Raw genomic sequence first — 25,650 nt, 5'->3', positions numbered from 1 at the left:
ACCAATGCTCATCACTGAGCAATAATCGGGGCATCGAAAGCTCGCATCGGTGTTGGGTCAGATCTTCAACGATGCGGGCTTTCTTTTTTATATCAATAGCTTAGATACAAACGGCAACAGCCCCTAGCATGCGCCCCGGCGTCCAAGTTTGCCGACCGCCTACGGACAAACCTGGCGGGTTCGCGGCAAAACGCGGATAGGCTTGAGTGGTCACCAAGTCATAGACTGGCGTAAACGCTACGTCTGCTCGCGAGGTGTAATAAAGCGCAATGTTTTTGGCATGGCAGTCGGCGTTACGGACTACGTAGTTCGTCAGCAGATGCCAACCGAAGTGTTCACGTTGCTCTCGCAATCGCTCTCCAGAAATGTATGCCCGAGTGGCGTTCCACACTCTTTCCGTAGTGGTCGCGTATTTCTCATGGGGCGGTAAGCCCAGGAGCCCGCATGCGTCCTCCAATCCACAGCGCGGTAGGCCATTTTCATCAACATCAAAACGATTCACCACCAGAACTCGACCATCGTCTGACATACGGCACGTTGCTACCGGTACGACCTGTAACCGCTCCAGCACACGCATGGTGTAGAACTCGTTGAAGCCCAGGTAAGGTGTCGTATCGTCTGAGCCTTTGATGATGTGAAACCCGGTACGTAGAGTGGGTTTGCCCAGGGGCAACGCGTCATGCCCAACATCCTGCGCGATGAACTTGGGCACGACGCCAGAAATAGCCGCGCGTGCATAACGGCGTACCAGCGTCGCAAAATGCTCAGTTGTGTTTTCAGCGGTCAGCAGATGATTTATTTCCAAGGGCTCCATTTCGGCGCCCGGCATGATGCCTTCCGGCGTTACCGTCACACGCCCAACGCCTGCACCGCCAATTACCGCTAGCAGTGATAAATCCGTGCCATCCAGTAAGGCGCCAAACTCTTCACGGATAACTCCCAACAAGTACCCTTCAGGTAAGTTCTGCCGAAAAAACGGAAACAGATCACGAGGCCAGCGCCACGGCTCTTCACGCACGGGTAATGCCAAGCTGACAAAGTCCGCCGCAGCTGTACCCGGAAGGTATTTCAGGACGTACTCATCACGCTCTCGGTAAAGTTTGGCGACCGTTTTGCCGCTGACGTGTACGTCTAAGATCATTATTCAGAAACTCCGGAACGCTGCTCGGCGAGAATGTCCTCAACCGTGCGCTCGTGACCAGCCTTCACCAGCTTCAAGTCGTATCCAGCCGCTTCCAATAATCGGACAAGGGCCGAGACGCTCATGTCCCCCTTTGCCATTGTTTCCATACGTGCCACTGTTGAACGGGATACGCCGGCGCGACTGGCCAAGGCATCCTGGCTCAAATCGGCCTCACCTCGAGCCTGTTTCAGCATTTCAGCCACGTCAAACAAGGTGGTCATTTGTAGCCCCCGAGCATCAAAAATCTAGATTCTGCTGATTACTGTAGCCCCGGAGACACAACATCACAAGTTTCCCATTTTGGCTCTAGTGCAGCGCCCTGTGCACAAATTGAGCGATGAATCTTCTGACGCCCCCAAACCTGACAGCCCTCTATCAATCTCTCGCCTACAAAAAAGGCCTTGCTGTGCAAGACCTTTTTTCATACCCGGGGTAAGCGCGGCCCCTCGTTACCTCACCTCAACAATATCCAAAGCCCGATTCGCCAGCAGCTCACTCACCTCAATCACCTGCAAGATCCCCAACGCAAAATGCCGCCGTGATCCCTCAAGACCAAACGCCAAATCACTGATCATGGCATTGGCCGAAGCCAGGTTCTCACTGAGATTGGCAAGCAGACACTCCGAATCAACATCCGGTGCGATACGAAAAATGGTATTGGGCTTGTCAGACGTTTCGCTCTTCGGCGTAGGCTTCAGGTAGTAATCCAACGCCCGGTTGGCAGCGTCATCAAGCTTATTGTTACGAGCAGACTGAGCGCGAGATACATGTTCGCCTTCAGCTGGTGGGTTCGGTGTAATTTTAGCCATGGTAAAGCTCCTAGAGTCTGTTGGAGCTACCACCATTCGCTGCGAAACGAAGTTGGGGTGGCAGCTGTACGCGGGTTCGCAGACCGGGACTCTAGGGACCGGCAGACCCAAGGGGTCTCCCACGCACAGCCACCTCTGACGAAATCACAGACATGGGTAATCTGCTTTCGAAGGTGACGTTGTGCGCCTATAGAGTCCGGGCTGCGAAACCCGATCACTGATGATCAGTGACGGATTCAAACTACCGGGGGGACCCAAGGCGCACAAGCCGGCGGATTCTGGCGTAGTTGTAGGCAATGGCGCAAGGCGATGTCGGTCGTGGCTAGTCTCGTGGAGTCACGATAAACAGCTGGCTGGAATGTTGCTGATACACCGCTATCGCGAGCAAGCTCGCTCCCACAGAGGAGCTTGCGTCAGGCATTTCAAACATAGGAATGGCGGAGCGGGTTTGCTCGTGAATGCGGTGCGTCAGCGTCATTTATGTTGGCCAGCATGGCGCGTCGCGAGCAAAGAGCGACGATGCGGTGAGGGTGAAATTGTGCAAGAGGTACTTGCACAACTTCTCTATCGGCTTTACGTCAGTGACTAGGACTCGCTCGCCCCGGAACGCTGCTCGGCCAGGATGTCCTCAACCGTGCGTTCATGACCTGCCTTCGCCAGTTTCAAATCGTATCCGGCCGCTTCCAATAACCGGACAAGGGCCGAGACGCTCATATCCCCTTTAGCCATTGTTTCCATACGCGCCACCGTTGAACGTGAGACACCAGCGCGACCGGCCAAGGCTTCCTGGCTCAAACGGGCCTCACCTCGAGCCTGTTTCAGCATTTCGGCCACATCCAACAGGGTGGTCATTTGTAGCCCTCGAGCATCAAACATCTATATTTTTATTATTGCTGTAGCCTTGGGGACACAACGCTACGTGTTTTTTGATTCGTGATTAGTGCAGCACCTCGTTGCACAAACTGAGCGACGAATTCCTGGATGTCCCTAAACCTGACGGGCCTTTATTCCAATCTCTCGCCTACAAAAAAGGTCTTGCCATGCAAGACCTTTTTTTCATACCCGGGGTAAGCGCGGCCCCTCGTTACCTCACCTCAACAATATCCAAAGCCCGATTCGCCAGCAGCTCACTCACCTCAATCACCTGCAAGATCCCCAACGCAAAATGCCGCCGTGATCCCTCAAGACCAAACGCCAAATCACTGATCATGGCATTCGCCGAAGCCAGGTTTTCACTAAGACTGGCAAGCAGACATTCCGAATCAACATCCGGTGCGATACGGAAAATAGTGTTGGGCTTGTCAGACGTTTCGTCCTTCGGCGTAGGCTTCAGGTAGTAATCCAACGCCCGGTTGGCAGCGTCATCAAGCTTGTTGTTACGAGCAGACTGAGCGCGAGATACATGCTCATCTGCGGTCGGAGGGTTCGGTGTAATTTTGACCATAGCCTTAACTCTCTTTGGTGAGGCCACAACCCTCTCGCTGCTAAACGAGTGGGTGGCAGCTGTACGCGGGTTAGCAGACCGACGAGTTAAGAAATCGGCGCGCCCGAGGGCGCCCCACGCACAGCCACCATCAAATGCAGGGATGGGAATACCTGACTGATGAAGCTTGATGCGACTCAACTCGACGGGCTGCTAAACCCGATCACTGATGGGCAGTGACAGGATCAAAACTACCGACGAAGCCAAGGACGCACAAGCCGGCGGATTCTGGCGTAGTTGTAGGCAATGGCGCAAGGCGATGTCGGTCGCGGCTAGTCTCGTAGAGTCACGATAAACAGCTGGCCGGATGTTGGCTGACACACCGCTATCGCGAGCAGGCTCGCTCCCACAGAGGAGCTTGCGTCAGGCATTTCAAACATAGGAATGGGCGGAGCGAGTTTGCTCGTGAATGCGGTGCGTCAGCGTCATTTAGCAAGGCGCGACGCTGCGGTTGGGGAATGTACGGCGGGCTGCTGCACTACTTAAGAGAGCTCATCGTTCCAAGTGCGCAGTGCGGAAATGCATTCGCGACCGGCTGCATCCTTGCAGCCAGTCGCGAAGAGGGTTACGACGCGTTGTTCAATGGGGCTTGCGAGCAATGTCGCAATGAATCAGGCGGGATATCTCGATCATATCCACGACGGTTTTGTCATCGACCGCAAACCCGCTGCCTGAAACCCCGGTGTTGCTGTTACTTGAGGGTGACGTCGAGCATCGGCGGGATGTAACCGTAGTCGTACTCGCCCACCACGAACGTCTGCAGCCCTTTTATTTTCATGCCCACCGTTGGCGCCTCGGTGCCACCGACACGAATCTGCGTGCCGGTTTCGTCGGTCGGTACGCTGTCGATGAAGGAGGTCACCAGGCCGTTTGGCATGACATAGTGCGAGTAGGTCTGGAATGGCTGCGAGGACGGGTTGCCCAGCACCAGGCCGGAACCGTTCAGCGGCACGTAAGGGCCGAACAGCGAGTCCGCGACGAAACCGTACACCCCGTCCGGCCCGGTTACACCGTCGGCATAGGTGAAGGTATGGCTAATCGTGAACAGGTAGTACTTGCCATCCTGGAACACGAAGTGCGGGCGCTCGGTCTGGTCGTTTACCCCCACGGCGGTCAGCAGTGGCGGCAGCATTTCCCAGTCGTCACCGTCCGCGTCGCGGGCTACGGCGATGCCGACACAGGCGGTCTGGAAGCGCGAGTTGCCGACCTCTTCATAACCCGGCGGCACATCGCCGATTTCTGCCTCGCCTACTTTGTGCGAGCCGCGCTCACCGGCCACGTTACCCTCGAACAGCATGTACAGCTTGCCATCATTCGGGTCGCGGAAAGGCCATGGGTCGCGGAAACCCCAGAACGCGTTTTGTGCTTCGGTCTGGTACATATTGCCGTCAGCCTCGAACAGCGGCTTGACCTTCTCGAAGCCGACCATGCTGACACCATGCTCAGTGGTCACCACCCGCCCGCGCACCTTGACGATGGTCGCGCCCGGGGTGACGGCGGTGTAATACAGGTCCACTTCACCTCGGTCGTTCAACAGGATCGGCGTACCGGCCCATTCGCGAGCGGTCGGCGAAACGCCTTCGGCCATCACACGGCCACCGAATTCCCAGTTCTTGCCGGTACGAGAATACCAGTAGTACATCTTTGCCCGCCCGTGACGATCGTTCCAATCGCGGAGGATGTCGTAGTTACCGTCCTCGTCGAGGTACTGCGGGTCGTTTGGATGACGATCGGCCGTCAGGGTGAAGATCACCGACCAGCCATCGACGGACGTCACGTTACCGTCCAAGTCGCGCAGGGGCATGGTGTCCCAGATAAACACGTCGTTGTTCAGTACCGGGAAGTCCGCGCTGACCAGCGGCTGAGTGGTGGTGGGGTCATCTGCCCGGACTTTCAACGCATCAGCGCGGGTCCAAAGGCTGGGTTGATGGGGGGTTACACCGAATTTTTCAGTGGTGGTTTTCATAAGGTAAGACCTCGTCCATGAATGGATTCAAATAAATGACGCTTTAGAAATACTGTATGTGCATACAGTGAAGCCACCTTATAGGGGGTTATGCATGCGGGTCAAGCATAAAAATGCATTTGTGCATAATTTGATATTTTCTCTGAGCTGATACGTTTCAGCCAGGAACGTTTGAAGAAGTTAGTTCATGGGGAGATTGACGACGTTGACTGCACGGTCGGCGCTTTGAACGTAGCTCGGTGGAAAGCGTGCGTAACTGGGCAATGGGTGGAAGCAGTGCATAGAGGGATTGGTCAACTGAGCCTGCGCGTTCTGCGCAAAGGCCAATGCAAAGTGGGGAGTCGAACAAAAAGCTTTGATTTGTCGCCGTCGGCGACATGAGAGAAAGCGGGTTGTCGTGAGCTATTCGTGAGGTGGTGAGTCGGCGGGATGGATGTTGACTGGTGTGCCGCTATCGCAGGCAAGCCTTGCTCCCACAGGGGGGATGCGAAGTGCCTGCTATGGCGGTGGGTCAGTTGCTTTGACGAGGAACTACCGACGCGGCCAAGGACGCATCAGCCGACCCACGTATTCAAACAAACCACCTTCGGCATGAGAAGGTCAGGCATAAGGCTTGAACTCATTATTATCCCGAGCCAACAACTGCATCAGTTTTGGGTGGATAAAGAGCTTTTCCTTGCCGACCTGCGTTTCTTGGAGAACGCCGATGTCGACGAGATCTTTGAGGTAGCGAGAGGCAGCCTGGCGCCCGGCAATTTGTTTCTCGACGAGGTTATGGATGCGGCAATACGGTTGTTCGAAGATCACATCCACCAATTCACGGGAATAGATTTTCGGCAGTTGCTCACGAACGAATTGGGTGGTGTGTTCGGACAGGCTGCGGATGGCGGCGATTTTGGCGCAGGTCCAGCGGGCGCTTTCTTCCACGGCGCTAAGCATGTAGAGCAGCCAGGGCTCCCATGCCTGGTCGCGCGTGACGTCGAGCAGGAGACGGTAGTAGTCGGCTCGGTGGGCAATGATGTAACGGCTGAGATAGAGGATCGGCAGATTCAGCAGCCCCTCCTGAATCAGGAACAGCGTATTAAGCACCCGCCCGGTACGGCCATTGCCATCGGTGAACGGGTGAATAGCCTCGAACTGGTAGTGCCCGACGGCCATACGCACCAGCGGGTCCAGATCCGTCTCGTTGTGCAGGAAGCGCTCCCAGTTAGCGAGCAAATCACGCAGATGATCTTCGCCGTCCGGTGGGGTGTAGATGATCTCGCCGGTACGGTCGTTGGCCAACTGGGTGCCCGGTACGCGTCGAATGTCCATGTTCACGCCCTTTAGCGTGCGGCAGATTTCGACTGCGGTGCCCGTGGATAAGGGTCGCTCGGCAAGCGACAGGAAGCCGTGGTGTAGGGCTTTGCGATAACGCAGCGCTTCCTTGGTCGCAGGATCGGCATGGCCGTCCCCCTCTTGGGCATGCTGAAAGAGCAAGTCCGTGGTGGTGACGATGCTTTCGATTTCGGAACTGTCCTTGGCTTCCAGCAAGGGGATGGTGTTGATCAGCACCGTTTGGTTGGGGATCAGTTCGGCGGCTTGCTTCAACTCAGCCAAGGCCGTGCGCGCCTCGATACAGCGCTTGAGTACTGCACGGGTTTCCAATTCGGTTGCCGGAGGCAGAGGCGGTAATTGGTTATAGGGCTTATCGGCTTGCCAGACGTGAGGGGCTGCAGTCATGGGAGCGATCCTGGTCCTTTGGATTAAAGGGCGAGGGCGTTCAGTCTGGCACCCTCTTGCGTCGTCAGTGTAAACACGAGGGGATAACGTGTCGCTGTTTTTCGATTTCTGCGACACGTTCCCTCCTCATGTCGCTGCCGGCGACATGAGAACAAAACGTGTCGTCAAAATGAATTTTTAGCGACATGACAGGTAACGCGACTCCTTCGGACTGACTCGCCCCTCACCCCAACGTGTTCAGACAAACCACCTTCGGCTGGGTCATTTCCTCATACGCGAACCGCACCCCTTCCCTGCCCAAACTCCCATACTTGGAACCGCCAAACGGCATCGCATCAAAACGGAAATCCGACGAATCATTGATCATCACGCCCCCCGCCTCGATCCGTCGTGCAGCGCTCATCGCGGTGTTGAGGTCGTTGGTGAAAATCCCAGCGTGTAGGGCGTATTCAGGTTCGTTAGCCAACGCGATGGCTTCATCGAACGTCTCGAACGGCTGCAATACCACCACCGGCGCAAACGCTTCGTTGCACCACAGTCGGCTGGAATGATCGACGTTTTCCAGGACGGTGGCGGCGTAGCAGGTGCCTTGGCGGCGGTGGCCGCAGAGTAAGGTGGCGCCTTGTTGCAGGGCTTCGTTGACGACCTGTTCGGCGTTTTGCGCGGCTTGTTGGGTGATCATCGGGCCGATGTCGGTGTTGGCGAGCAGTGGGTTGCCGACGACCAGGGCTTGGGCCTGGTTGACGAAGCGCTCACGGAACGCTGCGTAGATCGGTGCGTGGATGAGCAGGCGCTGGGTGCCGATGCAGTTTTGCCCGGCGGCCCAGAAGGCGCCGGAGACGCAGCTGTCGACGGCGGCGTCGAGGTTGCAGTCGCCCATGACGATGACGGGGGCGTTTCCGCCGAGGTCCATGGCGAGTTTTTTCAGGCCGGCGCTGCGGGCGATTTGTTCGCCAGTGACGAAGCCGCCGGTGAAGGAGATCATCCGCACGTCGCGGGCGGCGACCAGCGCTTTGCCCAGTTCCGCGCCGCCGGTGGCGACGGTGACCACGGTTTGTGGCAGGCCGGCGGCGACCAGGTACGAGACCAGTTTGAGCGCCGACAACGGCGCCAGCTCGGACGGTTTGAGGATCACCGCGTTGCCGCCGGCGATGGCGGGGCCGAGTTTGTGGGCGACCAGGTTCAGCGGGTCGTTGTAGGGGGTGATCGCGACGATCAAGCCCAGGGGTTCGCGGGTGAACCAGCCTTGGCGCGACTCGGCGCCTTCGTAGGCGTCAAACGGTACGATTTCGCCGGCGTTGCGTTTGGCTTCTTCGGCAGAGAGCTTGAGGGTGTTGACGCAGCGTTTGACTTCTTTTTCCGCCTGCTTGAGGGTCTTGCCGGCTTCGTCGACGATCAGTCGGGCGAAGGCTTTGGTGTCGCGTTCGATGTTCAGTGCCGCTTGTTCGAGGATGCTGGCGCGGCGATGACGTGGGAGTGCGGCGCAGGCTCGTGCGCCGCTGCGTCCGGTCTCGAGCAGTTGTGGGACTTCTGAGGCGCACACGTCGACGACGGTGCCGACGGTGCTGCCGTCAAACGGGTTGAGGACTTCGATGTGCGGTTCGACAACCGCCAGGGCCAGGCGCGATACGTTCACAGGTTGTGCTCCTGTTTGCGGGTTGCCGATTGGTGGATGTGGATGATGTCTGACAGCAGCGCGAAGGCGGTTTCGATGCGGCCTGCGCCCGGGCCGGCGACGGTGACGGCGCCGAGCAGTTCGCTGGTGAAGGACACGGCGTTGGTGGCGCCGCTGATGCTCGCCAGCGGGTGGTCGTTGCTCAGCAGGCGCGGTTCGACGCTGGCGCTGATGGAGCCGTCGACCTGGCGGGTGGCGGCGCCGATAAGTTTCCAGCGTGCGCCGTCGTGGCGGGCTTTTTCGATGTCATCGAGGCTGAGGGCGGCAATGCCGTTGCAGGTAACGTCGTTGACGGTGAGTTTGGCGTCCAGCAGTTCGTTGGCGAGGATGACTACCTTGAGGCGCACGTCAAAGCCTGCGATGTCTGCCGTTGGGTCGGCTTCGGCGTAGCCCAGGGTTTGGGCCTGGCTGACGGCTTCGGCGAATCCGAGGCCGCCCTCCATGCAGGTGAGGACGAAGTTGGAGGTGCCATTGAGAATGCCTTCGAAACCTGTGATCGAGCTGCCGGCCAGGGACTGTTTGGCGAGGCGAATGACGGGGGTGCCGCTCATGACCGAGCCTTCGTACTCGAAGGCGACGTTGTTGCGCTGGGCCAGGGCTTTGAGTTCGGCGCCGTGCAGGGCGATAGGGCCTTTGTTGGTGGTGACCACGTGTTTGCCGCGCTCCAACGCCCAGCGACAGAACGAGGTGGCGGGCTCGCCGTCCACCGGATTGGTGAAGGTGGCTTCGGCGATGATGTCGGCGCCGCAGTCTTTGATCACGGCTTCGTTGAGGGCGTCGACGGTGCCGCCGGGCAGTTGAGCCATGGCGCCTTTGACGGTGGGCAGTTTGGCTAGCAATGCGGCGTCGAGGCCGTGGCGGTCCATCACCGAACCGAGGAACAGGTCGGTGACGCCGACGATTTTCAGGGTGAAGCCGAGTTCGGATTTCCAGCGGTCGTTACGCTCGGCAATCAGTTGCGCCAATGCCCGGTTCACACCACCGAAGCCGACCAGTGCCAGTTTGTATTCAGTCATTTTTGTTATGTCCTTGATCCGGGTGATGAGGTTGTTGGGATCTAGGTTAGGGGGGCGGCGTGGGCAGTGAAATATGCCAATTTGCTCTATTTTTTGGGCGTTTTGACCAAGGGGCGGGCAAAGCGGTAGCGATGGAGAAAGATCGACTGACCGAGCACAGACCACTGTGGGAGCGAGCCTGCTCGCGATAGGGCCAGGTCAGGCACATCGACGGTGGCTGGTGTACCGCTATCGCGAGCAGGCTCGCTCCCACAGGTGTTTTTCAGTGTTTGGTTCATTGGTGTCAGGGCATGCACCTGCGCCGGCTCTTGTGGCGAGGGAGCTTGCTCCCGTTGGGCTGCACAGCCCCCCCAAATCATGCAGCGCGGTGGGTCAGGTTGGTTGAGGGTGACCAGGTTGGGGCTGCTGCGCAGCCCAGCGGGAGCAAGCTCCCTCGCCACAGGGTTTGTGGCGGCTGGGGCATTTGCGAACATCAGCAACAGTAAGCGTGCTTGTTCCACTGGCCGGGCACAAATCCCTGTGGGAGCGAGCCTGCTCGCGATAGGGCCAGGTCAGGCACATCGGCGGTGGCTGGTGTACCGCTGTCGCGAGCAGGCTCGCTCCCACAGGTGTTTTTCAGTGTTTGGTTCATTGGTGTCAGGGCATGCACCTGCGCCGGCTCTTGTGGCGAGGGAGCTTACTCCCTCGCCACACAAGCGCCCTCGCCACAGGGGCCACTGTTTGGACAGATTGCGTGCCTAGACCACCGACGACAACACAAACGACGTCACGGTGTTCTCCACCCCCGGCAACGCGGAGATTTCTTTCCACACCTTATGCACCCGCTCCGGGTTCGCCGCGCCGACCCGCAGCATCAGGTCAAACTCACCGCTCATCACATCGCACTGCTGCACTTCGGGCATGGCTTGCAGGGCCTGCAGTACCTCGGCACCACGCATGCGATCGTAGCGGTAGACGAAGATCACGGCGTTGATGTTCGACGATGCTTGCCCGCCCTCCCCGGTGCGCACCGTATACCCCTGGATCGCGCCGTCGCGTTCGAGGCGCTCGATGCGTTGGCGTACGGCGTTGCGCGAGAGGTTGACCTTGGCCGCCAGCTCGGCGTGGGCGGCGCGGGCGTTGAGGCGCAGTTCGGCGATGATACGTTCGTCGAGGGGGTCGAGAATTCGCTTCATGGGGCCTCCTGTTACAGGGCGCCGAGCAGTTGATGGAGGGCACCGAGGTCGTCCGGCTGGATGCGAAGAATCTGCGCCGGGCCATGCTCGGAAACCGGGCGTTGTTGCGCCGCAATGTGGATCCCCAACTCGCCGAGCAATACCGCCGATTTGGCCGGAGATATCTCGCCCAAGGTCACCATCGGCGCCACCAGGCTGCGCCGGTACAAGCGTGCCGCGAGCACGCCGGTGGCGGTGTGTGGGTCGATGACGTAACCGGTGTCGCGATACAGCGAAGTGATTTCCTCCAGCGTCTGCTCATCGCTGACCGCGTACGAGTCGATGATCATCCGCGCCTGCAACCAGAACTCGTTGGCGATGGTCATTTCGCCGTGGGTTTCAAAGGTGTGCATCAGTGCGCTCACGGCTTGATCGTCATGCCCGTAAAGCTCCCAGAGAAACCGTTCCAGGTTGGAAAAGATCGACAAATCCATGGCCGGCGACAGGGTCTTGCTGGCGCGCAACCGCGAGTAGTGGTTCTTCAAAAAGAACTGATGCAACGCGTCATTCTGGTTGGTGGCGACGATCATCTGCGTGATCGGCAAACCCATCTTCTGCGCGATGTAGCCGGCATAGACTTCGGCAAAACTCGCCGCCGGCACGCTGAAACCGATGGGCCGCTGACCGCCGCCCAACTGCAGCACGGCATGGAAATAAAACACCAACTGCGCCATGACGCTGACCCAGTTGCTGGAGTTGAAACTGATCGCCTCATGCTGTCGGAACAGTTGGGTGACCAAGGTCTGGCATTCATCAAAACTGCCATCGACGGCCACTTGATGGACCCGCGGATGCGCCGTCGCTTGCAGGTCTTGAAGCTGGTCTCGCGGTACGCCGGCCTGGGGATAAATCACCAGCACATCGGTCTCGTCGCAGTGCTTGAAGGCCTCGATGGCCGCCAGGCCGGTGTCGCCGTTGGTGACACCCATCACCACGGCGCGACGCCCGCGCTTACGCAGGAAGTACTGCACCAACCGCGCCTGCAACTGCGCGGCAAAATCCTTCGAGGAGCGGGTTGGCCCATGAAACAATTCCAGGACCCATTCGTTGCGATCCACCTGATGCAACGGCGCCAAAGAACGATGACTGAACTGGCTGCCGGCCTCCTTGAGCACCCGTTTGAAATCGGCCTCGGGGATCGCCTCGCCCACGAACGGACGCATTACCCGATAGGCCAGTTCGTCATAGGACAATGTCGACCAATTGGCGATGTCCTGGGGTTCGAATTGCGGCAGTTCAACCGGGACGAACAGCCCGCCGTCCTCGGCGATGGCCGACAGTACGACGCGTTCGAAATCGACCTGCACGGTTGAATTGCGGGTACTCACATAGCGCATGGTCAGCTCCGGATAGTCTTCTAAAAACGGCTCACTTGAAACGATGCGCCTGCTCCACCAGCCAGGTGGAAAACCGCGCCGCGTCCGGGTGCTGTTCGGCCCCGGAACTGCGCACCAGGTAAAACGATTCGCTGGCTTCGATGCGCTGGGCAAAGGGTTCGACCAGGCGCCCGTCGCCGAGCATGTCACTCACCATCGACGACCGCGCCAGGGCGATGCCCTGCCCCAGTTCGGCCATGCGCAAAGTGCAGACCAGCGTGTCGAATTGCATGCCGGTCGAGGAATCCACCGAGTCGGCACCGACCATTTTCAGCCAGTACCCCCAGCCCTCTTCGTAGCCCAACACGTGCAGCAATGGATGCTTGGCCACGTCCGCCGGCACTTTCAGCGTCGCCATCAAGGCGGGCGAGCACACCGGAAACAAGGTGTCCCAGGTCAGGCGCTGGGACACCAGGCCCGGCCATTGACCGTGGCCCCAGCGGATTTCCATGTCGTCTTCGCCGTCCAGTTCCTTGACCCAGATATTGCTGATGTAGCGGATGTCGACGTGCGGATGCGCCTGGCGAAAGCCCACCAGTTTTGGCGCCAGCCAGTGCACGAAAAACGCCAGGCTACCGCGCACCTTGATTGGCCGGCGCTTGTGCTGGCCAAAGATCTCGTTGGTGCCTACCGCCAGTCGCGTGATTGCGTCATGCACCACCGGCAGGTAGGCCTGGCCTTCCTCTGTCAGGCCCAGGCCGCGGGGTAAGCGCTTGAACAGCGCCACCCCCAGGTGGTTTTCCAATTGGCGGATCTGCTGGCTGACCGCGCCCTGGGTCAAAAACAATTCGTCGGCGGCGTGGGTGAAATTCAGGCAGCGGGCCGACACTTCGAACGCCCGCAGCCAGTTCAAGGGGGGCAGCGTTTTTTGTTTCATGATCTGGACCTCGTTGACCCCCGGCACCGAGCACGTTTGCCCGCCGTGTCGACGAGCTAGTACGCGTCGGACGGTTGTGCCACGAGGGCAACCGCCAAGCGTCGCTCGCGGCTTTTGCGGGTAATGTAATACACGAAGTAACACCAGGCGATGAACGGCAAGCCGAAGTACAGCGCCACTCGTTGTTCAGGGTCGAAGGCGATCCCGATGCACGCCAGGCTGCAGCACACCAGCGCCCCCAGCGGCACCCACGGATAACCGCGAACGCGGAACTTGAGTTTGCGAATGTCGCCGCCGTTGGCCACATAGTGACGGCGGAAGGCGATCTGGCTCGCGGCGATGCTCATCCACACCACCACCACGGCCAGGCCGGAAATCGACACCAGCGCCAGGTAGATGGTATCGGCGGCAAACACGCTGCTGAGCAACGAGGCGGCGCCGCCGGCCATGCTGACGATGATCGCGTTGAGCGGCGTGCCCATGCGGGTCAGGGCCGAAAACTGCTTGGGCAAGTGGCCTTGGTCGCTGAGGGTCCAGAGCATGCGCGAGGCGGCGTACAAGCCGGAGTTGGCCGCCGACAACAGGGCGGTGATGATCACGAAGTTCATGATGTCGGCGGAGTACGGAATGCCGATGTAGGTGAATACCGTGACGAAGGGGCTTTCGACCAGACCGGCCTGCTCGCGGGGCAACAGGGTCGCCAGGACAAAAATGGTCCCGACGAAAAACACTGCCAGACGCAGCACTGTAGTGCGAATGGCCCGTGGCACATTGCGTTGCGGGTCCTTGGTTTCGCCGGCGGCGATGCCGATCAGTTCAGTACCGGAGAACGCGAAGGACACCGCCAGCAGCGTCATCGCAATCGGCATGAAGCCAGTAGGAAACAGCCCCTCGCGGGTGAAGTTGCTCAAGCCGATGCTGTGGGCCTGATCAATGTTCAACAGGCCGAGAATCGCGCCACCGCCGATCAGCAGGAACACCACCACGGTCAGCACTTTGATCAACGACAGCCAGAACTCGGTCTCGGCGAACAAACGCACCGACACCACGTTGGTGAGGAACACCACGCCGGCGAACAGCGCGCTCCAGATCCACACCGGCGTGTCGGGAAACCATCGGGTCATGAGGATACCGGCGGCGGTGAATTCGGAACCGATGGCCACCGTCCACGTCAGCCAATACAACCAGGCCACGGTGTAGCCGGTGCCGGGCCCGAGAAAGCGCGTGGCGTAGGTGCTGAACGAACCGGTTTCGGGCATCTGCACCGCCAGCTCACCCAGGCACATCATCACCATGTAGACCATGAGTGCGCCAATGATGTAGGCGATCACCGCCCCCAACGGGCCAGCCTGGTTAACGGTGTAGCCGGAGGTCAGGAACAGCCCGGTACCGATCACGCCGCCCAAGGCCAGCATGACGATATGGCGCGTCTGCATTTCCTGCTTGAAGCCGGCCCGCGTACTCGTTTGTTGTTCTGTTATGGACATGGTTGTTCTCATGAAATGTCAGGGCGCGCATCTATGTCTACGCGAGTCAGACAGGCGCCGCTGAGCTTTTATTATTATTCCTATTCATGAACGCCCCATTCACAGCCTTGTTATGGGGTACCAACTTTCAAACTTCAGTTTGCGGTCTCGATGTGGACTTCATTGAGGTGCGGATTGAGGGTCTTTTTGACGAAGGCGAAAGCTTGTTTCAGATCATCCAATAGATCGTCCGTGTCTTCGATGCCGACCGAAACCCGGACCAAGCCTTCAGAGATACCCAGGGCCAGACGCTCTTCCAAGGTGTTCTCGACATGGCTGGTGGTGCGGGCCGGGCCGTAGATGGTTTCCACCGCGCCCAGGTTGCCCGCGCAATGGGCAAAGCGCAGGCGTGGCAGGAGCAGCTTGACCGTGTCCATGCCGCCGACCAGGACAAAACTGACGATGGCGCCGAAGCCGGACATCTGCGCGCAGGCCACGGCGTGGTTCGGGTGGCTGGGCAAGCCCGGGTAATTGACCGCCTCCACCAGCGGTTCGGTGCAGAGGAATTCGGCCAGGGCCCGGGCGCTGTGTTGCTGCTGGCGCATGCGCAGTGCCAGGGTTTTCATGCCACGGATGATCAGGTAGGCCGAGAACGGGTCGAGGCTCGCGCCGTTGATTTCCCGATAATGCCGCACCTGAGCCATCAAGGCTTCGCTGCCACACACCAGGCCACCGAGCACGTCGCCATGACCGCTGAGGAACTTGGTCGCGCTATGAATCACCACGTCCACCCCCAAGGCCAGCGGGCTCTGGTTCAGCGGTGTGGCGAAAGTGTTGTCCGCCACGACCACGGCGCCGACACGCTTGGCCGCTGCCACCAGGCGCGGGATGTCGAGGATTTTCAGGGTGGGGTTGGTGGGGGTTTCCAGGTACAGCACCTGGCAGCCCTTGGCGATTTCACGTTCGAGGTCGTCGTGATCGAAAGTCTCGCACAAGGTCACCGCCACGCCGGTGCGCGGCAGGAACTCTTCAAAGATCTTGTTGGTGCCGCCGTAACTGTCCTTGGTCGACACCACGCGATCGCCATGGGCCAGAAAGGTGTAGAGCACACTGCTGATCGCCGCCATGCCGCTGCTGAAGGCCACGGCGGACTCGGCCATTTCCAGCTCGCGGATCTTGGCTTCGAGGGTCTCGACGGTCGGGTTGCTCATGCGGCTGTAGATAAAGCCGGGGGCCTTGCCCAAGGCGACGTCGTACCAGACGTCGATGTCGTCGTAACCGTACGCGGCACTGGCCACGATAGGGGTTTGCGTGGCGTTGTAGGGGTGCCTGACTTGCTCCCCACCCCAAACCGCCCGGGTTCCCGCGCCGGCATTATCAAGCCCTGTGCTGTCAGGTTTATTGTTCATTTGAGGCTACTCACACTGAGGGGGTGGACGTTGAGCCATCCACCGGATCTGAGGGCCAATATAGGGAAAAGCCGCGCGCCCGAGAAACGATGTTATCGGTGCCAAAGGGGTGGTTTTTTTAATGGCTGGGGGTGAAGCCGCGACGTGTAAGTCACTGATGAACCTGTGGGAGCGAGCTTGCTCGCGATGGCGGTGGGTCAGTTGCCATTGAGGGTGACTGACACTCCCATCTTCCTAATGCCCGGCCAACGCTCTGCTATCGACGAAAGAAGGCGCCACCCTATAAACACCGTGCCATCAGCCACTGCTCTTTCCCCCAAGCCTCAAAACGCTCCAACACGTCCCAACCCAGCTTGGCGTAATAATCACGTTGGCTGTGGGTGTGCAGGAACAAGGTGATGATTCCAGCCTCTCGCGCATGACGGCAGATGCCTTCGATCAACTGCGCGGCAAGCCCTCTGCGTCGAGCCTCTGGGGTGATGAACACACACGCCAGCCATGGGCCCAGCTCTGGCCGGTCAGGCAGGTCGTGGCTGGCAAGTGAAGCGCCGCCGAGCAACTGGTCGTGTTCCATGGCAATCAGGCACTTCCAGCGGCCATCGTGCTGCCCCGCAGCGAATTCCTGCTGCCAACTGGCGAGGGATTGCTGAGCGAATTCATAACTGAATTCCCGATGGAGCCACTCGGCCATCTGGTCGCATTTATCCATGTGGTTAGTGAGCCAATCCATTTGCAGCATTTGAAACACTCCTTGTTTATTTGTCTGGGTGGCAAAGCTGAAGATCTATGTGTTTGCCGCATCGCCATCGCGAGCAGGCTCGCGCCCACAGAAGTTTCGTCGCTTGATCCTTTGATTGAAACCTCACCGACTGCTCTTATGGCATCACGATGTCTATTCGTTGAAACACAAAACCTATGGGGGCGAGCTTGCTCGCTCCACATTGGCTATTTCTTGTACAGGTCATTGATTTTATGATGCCTACCCGCGCGCATTCCCGAGAAATACCCGCCTGCAAGCCCTCAACCTATCGTAATCTCGCACCTGTATAAACCCAGCCCCGCAACCGGCCGAGATATCACCCGATGCCCTCTATCTACCAACTCAAGCCCGCCTTTCAAAACCTGCTGCGCCCCATGGTTCAACGTCTCTACAATAACGGTGTCACCGCCAACCAGGTCACGGTGCTCGCTGGCATCGTTTCGGTATTGGTCGGCGCGGTCATCGCCTGGTTTGCCAACCATCCGTGGATCTTCGTCCTGGTGCCGATCTGGATGTTCCTGCGCATGGCGTTGAATGCCGTGGACGGCATGTTGGCGCGGGAATTTGGTCAGCAATCGCATCTGGGTGCCTACCTTAATGAGCTATGCGATATCATCGCCGACGCTGCCCTGATCCTGCCTTTCGCGTTGTTTGCCGATACCAGTCTGTTGCTCGTGTTGTTGGTCACGCTGTTGGCGTTGTTCAGCGAATACGCCGGCGTGCTCGGGGCAATGGTGGGGGCCTCGCGGCGGTATGACGGGCCAATGGGCAAAAGTGATCGCGCCTTTGTGTTAGGCGTGTTGGCGACCGGTATTGCCCTGGGTTGGCTCGGGGCGGTCTGGGTAGATAGTGTGATGGCGGTGGTTGCCGCCCTGCTGGTTTATACCTTGGTCAATCGGGTCCGTCATGGCCTGGGCCAAGTGAAGGAAAACGCTCCCTCAGCATAAAGGAACTTGCAATGCGTGAAGCCCAGGAACTGACGTTCACTACCTTTGACGGCGTGGAGTTGTTCTACCGGCACTGGCCGGCTATCGACGCAGCGGCGGGTGAGCCCCGCCAGGCGGTGTTGTTGTTTCATCGTGGTCATGAACACTCCGGGCGCATTGCGCACCTGGTGGATGAACTGGACCTGCCCGGGTTCGACTTCTTTGCCTGGGACGCCCGCGGCCATGGCCAGTCGCCTGGCGAGCGGGGCGACAGCCCGAGCTTTGCCACCAGTGCGCGGGATGTGCAGACCTTCTGCGACCACATCGGCGCGGCGCATCAGATCGACGAAGCGAACATCGCCGTGGTCGCACAAAGCGTCGGCGCGGTGATCGCGTCCACCTGGGTCCACGACTACGCGCCGCGCATTCGCTCGCTGGTGCTGGCGTCGCCGGCGTTCAAGGTCAAGCTCTACGTGCCGTTCGCCCGTCCGGGCCTGGCGCTGATGCGCAAGTTGCGTGGCAATTTCTTCGTCAACAGCTACGTCAAGGCAAAATTCCTCAGCCATGACCCGGAACGGGTGGCGTCCTACGACAGCGATCCGTTGATCACCAAGGCCATTTCGGTGAACGTGCTGCTGGGCCTGTACGAAGCCGCCGACCGCGTGGTGGCCGACGCCCAGGCGATCCAGGTGCCGACGCAGTTGTTGATCTCCGGCTCGGACTTTGTCGTGCACCGCAAACCCCAGGAGCAGTTCTTCGAGCGCCTGGGCAGCCTGCACAAGGAGAAGCACATCCTGCCGGGGTTCTTCCACGACACCCTCGGCGAGAAAAACCGTGCGCCGGCCATTGCCAGTGCCCGCCGCTTCATCCTGCAGAACGTTGCCCGACCGCTGGACCGCCCTTCCCTGCTGGACGCCGACCGCCTGGGCGCGACCTGCGCCGAAGCCGAAACCCTGGCCACACCGCTGCCGCACAACTCGCTGCGCGACCTCTATTGGCGCATGACCCGCGCCAGCATGCGCTTTGGCAGCAAATTGTCGGCTGGGGTGAAGCTGGGCTTCGACACCGGGTTCGACTCCGGCAGTACCCTGGATTACGTCTACCGCAACCGCCCCACCGGCACCTCGGCGCTGGGCAGGATGATTGACCAGAACTACCTGAACTCCATCGGCTGGCGCGGCATTCGCCAGCGTAAGGTGCACGTCGAGGAGCTGCTGCGCCTGGCGATGGCCGAGTTGCGCGCGCAAGACCGCGAGGTGCGCATTGTCGACATCGCCGCCGGCCATGGCCGCTACATTCTCGAAGCGCTGCAAGGCGTCAGCCCGTTGCCCGAGTCGATCCTGCTGCGCGACTACAGCGACATCAACGTGCGCGACGGCAGTGCACTGATCGTGGAAAAAGGCTTGGGCGACATCGCCCGATTCGTCAAAGGTGATGCCTTCGACCGCGCGGATCTGGCGGCGCTGGAACCGAAACCAACCCTCGCCGTGGTGTCGGGCCTGTACGAGCTGTTTGCCGACAACCAACTGGTCGGCGGCTCCCTCGCCGGCCTGGCTGAAGCCGTGGAGCCTGGCGGTTTCCTGGTCTACACCGGCCAGCCGTGGCACCCGCAACTGGAACTGATCGCCCGCGCCCTCACCAGCCACCGTGCCGGTCAGGCCTGGGTGATGCGTCGACGCACCCAGGCGGAGATGGATCAATTGGTTGAGGCGGCGGGCTTTCGCAAAATCACCCTGCGGGTCGATGAATGGGGCATTTTCAGCGTTTCGCTGGCCCTGCGAGTGCACTAATGAGCGCCATCATCGCGCCGCCCCGCGAACCCGCACTGCTGAAACCGGCGGTGCTGTGGCTGCTATTGCTGGCGCCGCTGTTCTTCACCACTTACGGCTTCGCCACCTGGGTCACGTCCCAGCGTGACGACGTTGGCACGCTGGTGTTCGCCTGGGAACGCCACATGCCGTTCATGGCCTGGACCATCGTGCCTTACTGGTCGATTGATCTGCTGTACGGCCTGTCCTTACTGTTGCCCAGCAGCCGCAAAGAGCTCAAGCGCCACGCCTTGCGCCTGCTCACCGCCCAGGCGATTGCGGTCAGTTGCTTTTTGCTCTGGCCGTTGCGCTTTACCTTTCCCCGGCCGGAAATGGATGGGGTGTTCGGTTGGTTGTTCGAGGTGTTGGCGGGGTTCGACAAGCCGTTCAACCAGGCGCCGTCGCTGCATATCGCGTTGCTGGTGGTGCTGTGGGTCTGTTATCAGCGGCACCTGCAGGGTTTCTGGCGCTGGGCGATGCACGGTTGGTTCGCATTGATCGGCCTGTCGGTGCTGACCACTTATCAACATCACTTCATTGACCTGCCCACCGGTGCATTGGCCGGTTGGTTGTGTGTCTGGTTGTGGCCGCTGGACCGACCGAGTCCGCTGCTGAGGGCGCGTCTGGCGACGGATCCTGCCCGCCGACGATTGGCGCTGCGTTATGGCTTGGGCGCGGCGATGTTGTTCATCCCGGTGTTTGCCTTGGGCGGCACGTGGCTCTGGCTGATCTGGCCGGCGGTGGCGATGCTCATGGTGGCGCTCAATTACCTGATCTTCGGTGCCGACGGTTTCCAGAAGCGTGCCGATGGCCGCTTGAGTCCGGCGGCGCGTTGGTTGCTGGCCCCTTACCTGGCGGCGGCGTGGATCAATTCACGCGGCTGGACGCGCAAGCATCCGCAGCCGGACCAGGTAGCGGATAACGTCTGGCTGGGGCGCATCCCTACGCCGTTGGAGCTCAAGGACAGCGCGTTTACCGGGGTACTCGACCTCTGCGCGGAATTGTCCATGGACAGCACGGGCGTCGCCTATCGTTCATTGCCGGTGCTTGATCTGACAGCACCGACCGCCGAGCAATGCCTGAACGCGGCAGAGGCCATCGAGAACCTGCGCCAGCACGGGCCGGTGCTGGTCTGCTGCGCCCTGGGTTATTCGCGCAGCGCCACGGCGGTGGTTGCCTGGTTGCTGCACAGCGGCCGGGCAGCGAGCGTTGATGCGGCGATCGTGCAAATCCAGCGCGCTCGACCGCGTATCGTCTTGCACGCGGCGCACCGTCGGGCGCTGGAACAGTTATCCACAGCACAGGGGAATGTCCATGATCACTGATATGGAGCTTCACACCGTGGCGAGCCTGTTGCGCCGGGGTCATTCGTTGGATCAGTTGTCCACCGGGCTGACACTGCTGGCGGCGCTGCTGGGGTTGGGGCAGTGGCTGGTGGGCGTCATTGATCCGTGGTTGCTGCTGCTGAGCGTCGCACTGATCGTCCTCGGTGCGCTGGAAAAATACTGGGCGTTACGCGTGGCATTTGATGCCGATCTGTTTCAGCGCATGGCTGACAGTAGCCAATCCCTGGCCGAGCGCACCTACTCCCTGGACCAAGCCCTCACTTCGCTGGGCCTGCAACCGGCCGAACGTGCAGGCCGTCTCTGGACCGAACGCCGGCACGGCGCGTTGTTGCTGCTGCGTCGGCAATCGCGGTTGCTGGCCGTACAAGTTGTCTTGACGCTGGGCTTCATCCTGGCCAGTCCCTGGTTAGCTTCAGGTATGTAGGAGCTGGCGAAGCCTGCGATCTTTTGATCTTGATCTTTTGCTCTCGACTCAATGGGCTGTGGAAAGATCGCAGCCTCGCTTCGCTCGACAGCTCCTACAAGAGCCCAGCGGGAGCAAGCTCCCTCGCCACCGTCATGCTTATGTTTCTCAGGACAAGGAATCCTCATGTTCGAACCCGTGGTCGCCAACCTCATCACCTCCGCCGCTCGCATGGTCACGGGCGCTCGCAGCCTGTGGCTCGGCTGCGCGCCGACGCCGGTGCAGCGGATCTACTTCGCCAACCACAGCAGCCACGGTGACTTCGTGTTGCTCTGGGCCTCGCTGCCGCCGGCGCTGCGCAAGCTCACCCGCCCGGTCGCGGGGGCCGACTATTGGCAAACCAGCCCGGTGCGTCGCTACATCATCAACCGGGTGTTCAACGGCGTGCTGGTGGACCGCGAGCGCAAGGATCCATCCTACAGCCCATTGCAGCCGATGCTCGATGCACTGGAAAACGGCGATTCGCTGATCATTTTCCCGGAAGGCACGCGCAATCCGGAGGAAGGCCTGTTGCCCTTCAAGAGCGGGATCTATCACTTGATGAAAAAACACCCTGAGGTCGAGGTGATCCCGGTGTGGATCGCCAACCTCAACCGCGTCATGCCCAAAGGTCGAATGCTGCCTCTGCCGCTGTTATGCACCACCAGTTTCGGCGCGCCGCTGTGCATCGAAGAAGGTGAAAGCAAAGAGCAATTTCTCGAACGCAGCCGCGCCGCGCTGCTAGCACTGGCCCCGGAGCACGTCTGACATGGATCGATATACCCTGATGTTGTTTAGCGGGATCGGCGCGATTCTAGTGCTGGCTTCGTTGATCGGTTTCATTCTCAGGCTGCGGACCAAAGGCGCGCCGAACTCCGTCATCGACAACCTCAATGCGCGGATCAATGCCTGGTGGATCATGGTGCTGGTGATCGGCATCGCGTTCTGGCTCGGCAACGCGGCGGTGATCCTGTTGTTCTACGCGGTGTCGTTCTACGCCCTGCGGGAATTCCTGACCCTGACACCGACCCGTCGCAGTGATTACCCAGCCCTGGTGGCGGCGTTCTACCTGGCGCTGCCGCTGCAATACCTGTTGATCTACTACGACTGGTACGGGCTGTTTTCGATCTTTATCCCGGTGTATGTGTTCCTGCTGCTACCGATCCTGGCGTCCCTGGGCGGCGACAGTACGCACTTCCTGGAGCGCGCGTCCAAGGTCCAGTGGGGGCTGATGATCGCGGTATTCTGCATCTCCTTCGTCCCGGCCCTGCTGACACTGGACATCGCCGGTTTCGAAGGGCGCAACCTGTTGCTGATCGCGTACCTGGTGATCGTGGTGCAGCTCTCGGATGTGTTGCAGTACGTTTGCGGCAAGCTGTTCGGCAAACACAAGATCGCGCCGAACCTGTCGCCCTCCAAGACCGTGGAGGGGTTTGTCGGCGGCATTTTCCTGGCCTCGCTGATCGGTGGCGCGCTGTGGTGGATCACGCCGTTCAATCCCTGGCAGTCGTTCCTCATCGCCTTGCTGATCAACTTGCTGGGGTTTGCTGGCGGCATCGTCATGTCGGCGATCAAACGCGACCGCGGCGTCAAGGACTGGGGCCACATGATCGAAGGCCACGGCGGCATGCTCGACCGGTTGGACTCGGTGTGTTTCGCGGCGCCGATCTTCTTTCATTTGGTGCGGTACTGGTGGACCTGAGAAAGCCTGTGGCGAACACCTAAACTGTGGGAGCGAGCCTGCTCGCGATAGGGACATGTCAGTCAACATCCATGTTGGCTGATCTACCGCTATCGCGAGCAGGCTCGCTCCCACAGGGGTTTGGGTGTGGAGGGAGAATCAATCGAGGATCAGGTGCGGCAGAAACCGGCTTGAATCCTTGGTAATCAGGCTGTTGTCTTCCCGCACGCCAATGCCGGCAGCCTGGTCGCCGATGACCCAGGAACCGATCAGCGTGTAGCTGTCGTCGAACTTCGGCAGCGGCGCGAACTCCTGGAGGATGAACGGTGCGTCGGTGTACGGGCCGTCTTCCTTCACGATCAGGCCATCAGCGGTCTGCAGCTCGATGTTGGCGCCTTCGCGGGAAAAGAACGGCTTGCGCACCCAGCCCTTGGGCACCGCTTTGCTCGTGTCGGTATCCAGATGGGCCGCGAGCAGGTTCGGGTGGCCTTGGTTGAACGCCCACAACAGCGGCAGGATGCCCTTGTTCGAGATGATCGACTTCCAGGCCGGCTCGAAAAACTGCGTATCACACTCGGCAATCGCGGCGCCAAATGGCTCGTGGAAGATGAACTCCCAGGCATGCAGCTTGAACAGGTGAGGAATCCAGCGCTCCTCCAGGTCGACAAAACGCCCATCACTGTTGAGGCCGATGTCTTCGAGATCGATGTGCCGCGATTCAATGCCGACTTTTTCCGCAATCAAGCGCAAGTAGTCTGTGGTGCCCTTGTCTTCCACCGAGCCTTTCATCGAGGCGAAATAAAACGGCTCTTTGAGCTGCAACTGGGCAAAGGCCTGATGCAACTTGGTGTCGATGCTGTTGAACTGGTCGGCATGGGCCGGTAGCACACCACGCTCGATGCATTGCTCCAGCCAGCCCCACTGGAACGCCGCCGCCTCGTAGAGGCTGGTCGGCGTGTCGTAGTTGAGTTCCAACAGCTTGGCGGGGCCGCTGCCGTTGTAGGAGAAATCCATGCGCCCATACAGGTGCGGGTGGCCTTCGAGCCATGAAGTGCGCACCAGGTCAAAGAACGGCGCGGGAATGCTCAGGCGTTCCAGCAACTCTTCGCTCTGGACCACGCGGGCCACGAGGTCCATGCACATCTCATGGATCTCGGTGGTCGGGTCTTCCAGATCCTCCTCGATCTGCTTGAGGGTGAACTGGTAGTACGCGCTTTCGTCCCAATAGGGTTCGCCGTCGATGGTGTGGAACAGAAAGCCGAGCTGCTCGGCGGTCTGTTTCCAGTCATGCCGTTCTGCGCAATGGATCTTCTTCATGGCCCTCGTTCCTCAGCCGCCGAAGCTGCTCGAACCGCCCCAACCGCTGCGGGCGCTGGCCTTGCTGCCGAAACCACCGCGAGAGGTGGAGGACGAGACGGACATCGGCTTGCTGCTCTTGATGGAGTCGGTGTAGCTGCCGTACCGCGCCTGCTTGGACTTGGTAAAGGTCGAGCCCCTGGCAACCCGCTGGCTGAGCGTCGAGGAGCCATAGCCACCGCGATCGTCGCGGTAACGGTAGACCGGCTCCGAGTAATAGCTGTTGCGGTTGCCGCTCAACATATTGCCGATCAGCATGCCGGTCAGCAGGTTGCCGAAGCCTGAACCACCGACGTTCGCTTCCGAAGCCGGCAGTTGCGCCCGGGCGGCGTCGACCTGGGATTGCGTGACCTCGCCATCGGCGCTCAGCTCAAAACCGCCCAGCTTGGGGATGAACTGACCGGACGAGTCCTGCTGGCACCAATCGGGGACAAAGTCGGCATCGCAATCAGCCTGGCTGACGTACGTCGGCGCAACGCGACGATGCTCGGCCATGGCGGTCATGTAGGCGTCGGCGCAAATGTCCACCGGCAGTTTTTCATCGACACATTGCTGGACGGATTGGAAGTTGTACTTCTTCTGCAACTTGTAGGTTTTTTCCGTTGGCCCGCAGCCGGATATCGCCAGGGCGACCGACGCGGCCAGCGAAAGCTGAACGTACTTGCTTCGTTTCATCGGGTTCTCCGTGGCGCAATCAGTTCGAGGAAGGCGTCATGCACGCGGCGTTCAACATGCCGACGCTGATGGCCACGGCAGCGATGTAGATACCGGCGGCGATTTCACCGTTCTTGATGCGCGCGGAAGCGCCCTTGAGCACCAGGCTGGTCACCAGGAACGCCAACAACTGGACGACAGCGGCGATCACCGCCCAGACAACGAAGTCCAGCATGCTGATCGAGTAGGCAATCACGTTGCTGGCCGGGATGGCGAAACCGATGACAGCGCCGCCCAGGGCGATGGCCGCCGCCACGTTGCCCGAGCGAATCAGTTCGAACTCTTTGTGCGGCGTGACGCGGGTGTAGATGAACTGGAACAGCGCGAACAGCACGGCGGCGCCAAGAATGTACATGACAAAGCCAAGCACGGCGGCTTTGTTCAGGGAAATGGAGAGTGCTTCAAGCATGGACTTCTTCCT

The 25,650-nt window shown here is 59.9% G+C and carries 24 protein-coding genes; 6 read left to right on the top strand and 18 right to left on the bottom strand.

Going from position 1 to position 25,650, the window contains the following annotated elements:
* Positions 1-100: 100 nt before the first annotated feature.
* The 15 genes from AACY42_RS19025 to AACY42_RS18955 all read right to left on the bottom strand — a co-directional run bounded on the left by AACY42_RS19025 (position 101) and on the right by AACY42_RS18955 (position 16,935).
* Positions 101-1,141: a type II toxin-antitoxin system HipA family toxin gene (locus AACY42_RS19025; RefSeq protein ID WP_339481584.1), complete on the bottom strand. Its 1,041-nt coding sequence runs from the start codon at positions 1,139-1,141 to the stop codon at positions 101-103.
* Entirely contained in the window at positions 1,141-1,404 is a 264-nt protein-coding gene (locus AACY42_RS19020) for a helix-turn-helix transcriptional regulator (protein ID WP_060614165.1), read from the bottom strand. The genes AACY42_RS19025 and AACY42_RS19020 overlap by 1 nt, the downstream gene beginning before the upstream one ends.
* Before the next feature lie 228 nt (positions 1,405-1,632).
* Positions 1,633-1,992 carry a DUF6124 family protein gene (locus tag AACY42_RS19015; RefSeq protein ID WP_339481582.1) on the bottom strand — a complete coding sequence of 120 codons (360 nt, stop codon included), beginning with the start codon at positions 1,990-1,992 and terminating at the stop codon, positions 1,633-1,635.
* 585 nt (positions 1,993-2,577) lie between these two features.
* On the bottom strand, positions 2,578-2,844 hold the full coding sequence (locus AACY42_RS19010) for a helix-turn-helix transcriptional regulator (RefSeq protein ID WP_339481581.1): 267 nt from the start codon (positions 2,842-2,844) through the stop codon (positions 2,578-2,580).
* A gap of 232 nt (positions 2,845-3,076) precedes the next feature.
* The gene (locus AACY42_RS19005; protein ID WP_339481580.1) at positions 3,077-3,436 is read right to left on the bottom strand and encodes a DUF6124 family protein; all 360 of its coding nucleotides are present in this window, start codon (positions 3,434-3,436) and stop codon (positions 3,077-3,079) included.
* Positions 3,437-4,166: 730 nt separating this feature from the next.
* Positions 4,167-5,441 (bottom strand): glycoside hydrolase family 68 protein, encoded by a 1,275-nt coding sequence (locus AACY42_RS19000; protein ID WP_339481579.1) that lies wholly within the window; start codon positions 5,439-5,441, stop codon positions 4,167-4,169.
* A gap of 600 nt (positions 5,442-6,041) precedes the next feature.
* A complete protein-coding gene (fic, locus tag AACY42_RS18995; RefSeq protein ID WP_339481578.1) occupies positions 6,042-7,163 on the bottom strand; it encodes a protein adenylyltransferase Fic in 1,122 nt (373 codons plus the stop codon).
* Between the two features lie 223 nt (positions 7,164-7,386).
* Positions 7,387-8,799, bottom strand: coding sequence for an aldehyde dehydrogenase family protein (locus AACY42_RS18990; protein WP_339481576.1), 1,413 nt, complete (start codon positions 8,797-8,799; stop codon positions 7,387-7,389).
* The gene (locus tag AACY42_RS18985; protein WP_339481574.1) at positions 8,796-9,854 is read right to left on the bottom strand and encodes a homoserine dehydrogenase; all 1,059 of its coding nucleotides are present in this window, start codon (positions 9,852-9,854) and stop codon (positions 8,796-8,798) included. Before AACY42_RS18985 ends, AACY42_RS18990 begins: the two co-directional genes overlap by 4 nt.
* 737 nt (positions 9,855-10,591) lie before the next feature.
* Complete coding sequence (locus AACY42_RS18980) at positions 10,592-11,029, bottom strand: Lrp/AsnC family transcriptional regulator (protein WP_212798796.1); 438 nt, start codon at positions 11,027-11,029, stop codon at positions 10,592-10,594.
* An 11-nt stretch (positions 11,030-11,040) separates the two neighbouring features.
* Positions 11,041-12,405 carry a threonine synthase gene (gene thrC / locus AACY42_RS18975; protein WP_339481573.1) on the bottom strand — a complete coding sequence of 455 codons (1,365 nt, stop codon included), beginning with the start codon at positions 12,403-12,405 and terminating at the stop codon, positions 11,041-11,043.
* A gap of 31 nt (positions 12,406-12,436) precedes the next feature.
* Positions 12,437-13,321: a LysR substrate-binding domain-containing protein gene (locus AACY42_RS18970; RefSeq protein ID WP_339481571.1), complete on the bottom strand. Its 885-nt coding sequence runs from the start codon at positions 13,319-13,321 to the stop codon at positions 12,437-12,439.
* Positions 13,322-13,377: 56 nt separating this feature from the next.
* Positions 13,378-14,808, bottom strand: coding sequence for an amino acid permease (locus AACY42_RS18965; protein ID WP_339481569.1), 1,431 nt, complete (start codon positions 14,806-14,808; stop codon positions 13,378-13,380).
* Positions 14,809-14,942: 134 nt separating this feature from the next.
* Entirely contained in the window at positions 14,943-16,196 is a 1,254-nt protein-coding gene (locus AACY42_RS18960; protein ID WP_339481567.1) for a cystathionine gamma-synthase family protein, read from the bottom strand.
* Between the two features lie 280 nt (positions 16,197-16,476).
* Positions 16,477-16,935: a GNAT family N-acetyltransferase gene (locus AACY42_RS18955; RefSeq protein WP_339481565.1), complete on the bottom strand. Its 459-nt coding sequence runs from the start codon at positions 16,933-16,935 to the stop codon at positions 16,477-16,479.
* 344 nt (positions 16,936-17,279) lie between these two features.
* Between AACY42_RS18955 and AACY42_RS18950 the strand changes: the two genes are divergently transcribed.
* The 6 genes from AACY42_RS18950 to AACY42_RS18925 all read left to right on the top strand — a co-directional run bounded on the left by AACY42_RS18950 (position 17,280) and on the right by AACY42_RS18925 (position 23,180).
* Complete coding sequence (locus AACY42_RS18950; RefSeq protein ID WP_339481563.1) at positions 17,280-17,903, top strand: CDP-alcohol phosphatidyltransferase family protein; 624 nt, start codon at positions 17,280-17,282, stop codon at positions 17,901-17,903.
* An 11-nt stretch (positions 17,904-17,914) separates the two neighbouring features.
* The gene (locus AACY42_RS18945) at positions 17,915-19,672 is read left to right on the top strand and encodes a bifunctional alpha/beta hydrolase/class I SAM-dependent methyltransferase (protein ID WP_339481562.1); all 1,758 of its coding nucleotides are present in this window, start codon (positions 17,915-17,917) and stop codon (positions 19,670-19,672) included.
* Complete coding sequence (locus tag AACY42_RS18940) at positions 19,672-21,015, top strand: phosphatase PAP2/dual specificity phosphatase family protein (protein ID WP_339481561.1); 1,344 nt, start codon at positions 19,672-19,674, stop codon at positions 21,013-21,015. The genes AACY42_RS18945 and AACY42_RS18940 overlap by 1 nt, the downstream gene beginning before the upstream one ends.
* The gene (locus AACY42_RS18935) at positions 21,005-21,460 is read left to right on the top strand and encodes a hypothetical protein (protein ID WP_339481560.1); all 456 of its coding nucleotides are present in this window, start codon (positions 21,005-21,007) and stop codon (positions 21,458-21,460) included. Before AACY42_RS18940 ends, AACY42_RS18935 begins: the two co-directional genes overlap by 11 nt.
* 165 nt (positions 21,461-21,625) lie before the next feature.
* Positions 21,626-22,246 carry a lysophospholipid acyltransferase family protein gene (locus AACY42_RS18930; protein WP_339481559.1) on the top strand — a complete coding sequence of 207 codons (621 nt, stop codon included), beginning with the start codon at positions 21,626-21,628 and terminating at the stop codon, positions 22,244-22,246.
* A gap of 1 nt (position 22,247) precedes the next feature.
* Positions 22,248-23,180, top strand: a complete 933-nt coding sequence (locus AACY42_RS18925) for a phosphatidate cytidylyltransferase (protein ID WP_339481557.1) — start codon at positions 22,248-22,250, stop codon at positions 23,178-23,180.
* Positions 23,181-23,318: 138 nt separating this feature from the next.
* Here AACY42_RS18925 and AACY42_RS18920 read toward each other — a convergent pair whose 3' ends face one another.
* From AACY42_RS18920 to AACY42_RS18910, 3 genes are read right to left on the bottom strand one after another with little or no spacing between them, the layout of a single operon-like run.
* Entirely contained in the window at positions 23,319-24,476 is a 1,158-nt protein-coding gene (locus tag AACY42_RS18920; RefSeq protein WP_339481555.1) for a glutathionylspermidine synthase family protein, read from the bottom strand.
* Positions 24,477-24,488: 12 nt separating this feature from the next.
* Complete coding sequence (locus AACY42_RS18915) at positions 24,489-25,190, bottom strand: DUF1190 domain-containing protein (RefSeq protein WP_339481554.1); 702 nt, start codon at positions 25,188-25,190, stop codon at positions 24,489-24,491.
* A 19-nt stretch (positions 25,191-25,209) separates the two neighbouring features.
* Positions 25,210-25,638 (bottom strand): DUF350 domain-containing protein, encoded by a 429-nt coding sequence (locus tag AACY42_RS18910; protein ID WP_339481552.1) that lies wholly within the window; start codon positions 25,636-25,638, stop codon positions 25,210-25,212.
* Positions 25,639-25,650 lie beyond the last annotated feature (12 nt).

It is taken from the genome of Pseudomonas sp. RL_5y_Pfl2_73 (assembly GCF_963970515.1).
In the GTDB taxonomy this organism is placed as follows: Bacteria; Pseudomonadota; Gammaproteobacteria; order Pseudomonadales; family Pseudomonadaceae; genus Aquipseudomonas.
The sequence above is the reverse complement of the archived record's forward strand: the minus strand, read 5'-3'. Positions and strand labels throughout refer to the sequence as shown.

What these genes read in the sequence shown, in the direction of transcription:
- AACY42_RS19025 (WP_339481584.1), bottom strand. Translation starts at nt 1,141, where the DNA reads ATGATCTTAGACGTACACGTCAGCGGCAAAACGGTCGCCAAACTTTAC.
- AACY42_RS19020 (WP_060614165.1), bottom strand. Translation starts at nt 1,404, where the DNA reads ATGACCACCTTGTTTGACGTGGCTGAAATGCTGAAACAGGCTCGAGGT.
- AACY42_RS19015 (WP_339481582.1), bottom strand. Translation starts at nt 1,992, where the DNA reads ATGGCTAAAATTACACCGAACCCACCAGCTGAAGGCGAACATGTATCT.
- AACY42_RS19010 (WP_339481581.1), bottom strand. Translation starts at nt 2,844, where the DNA reads ATGACCACCCTGTTGGATGTGGCCGAAATGCTGAAACAGGCTCGAGGT.
- AACY42_RS19005 (WP_339481580.1), bottom strand. Translation starts at nt 3,436, where the DNA reads ATGGTCAAAATTACACCGAACCCTCCGACCGCAGATGAGCATGTATCT.
- AACY42_RS19000 (WP_339481579.1), bottom strand. Translation starts at nt 5,441, where the DNA reads ATGAAAACCACCACTGAAAAATTCGGTGTAACCCCCCATCAACCCAGC.
- fic (WP_339481578.1), bottom strand. Translation starts at nt 7,163, where the DNA reads ATGACTGCAGCCCCTCACGTCTGGCAAGCCGATAAGCCCTATAACCAA.
- AACY42_RS18985 (WP_339481574.1), bottom strand. Translation starts at nt 9,854, where the DNA reads ATGACTGAATACAAACTGGCACTGGTCGGCTTCGGTGGTGTGAACCGG.
- AACY42_RS18980 (WP_212798796.1), bottom strand. Translation starts at nt 11,029, where the DNA reads ATGAAGCGAATTCTCGACCCCCTCGACGAACGTATCATCGCCGAACTG.
- thrC (WP_339481573.1), bottom strand. Translation starts at nt 12,405, where the DNA reads ATGCGCTATGTGAGTACCCGCAATTCAACCGTGCAGGTCGATTTCGAA.
- AACY42_RS18970 (WP_339481571.1), bottom strand. Translation starts at nt 13,321, where the DNA reads ATGAAACAAAAAACGCTGCCCCCCTTGAACTGGCTGCGGGCGTTCGAA.
- AACY42_RS18965 (WP_339481569.1), bottom strand. Translation starts at nt 14,808, where the DNA reads ATGTCCATAACAGAACAACAAACGAGTACGCGGGCCGGCTTCAAGCAG.
- AACY42_RS18960 (WP_339481567.1), bottom strand. Translation starts at nt 16,196, where the DNA reads ATGAACAATAAACCTGACAGCACAGGGCTTGATAATGCCGGCGCGGGA.
- AACY42_RS18955 (WP_339481565.1), bottom strand. Translation starts at nt 16,935, where the DNA reads ATGCTGCAAATGGATTGGCTCACTAACCACATGGATAAATGCGACCAG.
- AACY42_RS18950 (WP_339481563.1), top strand. Translation starts at nt 17,280, where the DNA reads ATGCCCTCTATCTACCAACTCAAGCCCGCCTTTCAAAACCTGCTGCGC.
- AACY42_RS18945 (WP_339481562.1), top strand. Translation starts at nt 17,915, where the DNA reads ATGCGTGAAGCCCAGGAACTGACGTTCACTACCTTTGACGGCGTGGAG.
- AACY42_RS18940 (WP_339481561.1), top strand. Translation starts at nt 19,672, where the DNA reads ATGAGCGCCATCATCGCGCCGCCCCGCGAACCCGCACTGCTGAAACCG.
- AACY42_RS18935 (WP_339481560.1), top strand. Translation starts at nt 21,005, where the DNA reads ATGATCACTGATATGGAGCTTCACACCGTGGCGAGCCTGTTGCGCCGG.
- AACY42_RS18930 (WP_339481559.1), top strand. Translation starts at nt 21,626, where the DNA reads ATGTTCGAACCCGTGGTCGCCAACCTCATCACCTCCGCCGCTCGCATG.
- AACY42_RS18925 (WP_339481557.1), top strand. Translation starts at nt 22,248, where the DNA reads ATGGATCGATATACCCTGATGTTGTTTAGCGGGATCGGCGCGATTCTA.
- AACY42_RS18920 (WP_339481555.1), bottom strand. Translation starts at nt 24,476, where the DNA reads ATGAAGAAGATCCATTGCGCAGAACGGCATGACTGGAAACAGACCGCC.
- AACY42_RS18915 (WP_339481554.1), bottom strand. Translation starts at nt 25,190, where the DNA reads ATGAAACGAAGCAAGTACGTTCAGCTTTCGCTGGCCGCGTCGGTCGCC.
- AACY42_RS18910 (WP_339481552.1), bottom strand. Translation starts at nt 25,638, where the DNA reads ATGCTTGAAGCACTCTCCATTTCCCTGAACAAAGCCGCCGTGCTTGGC.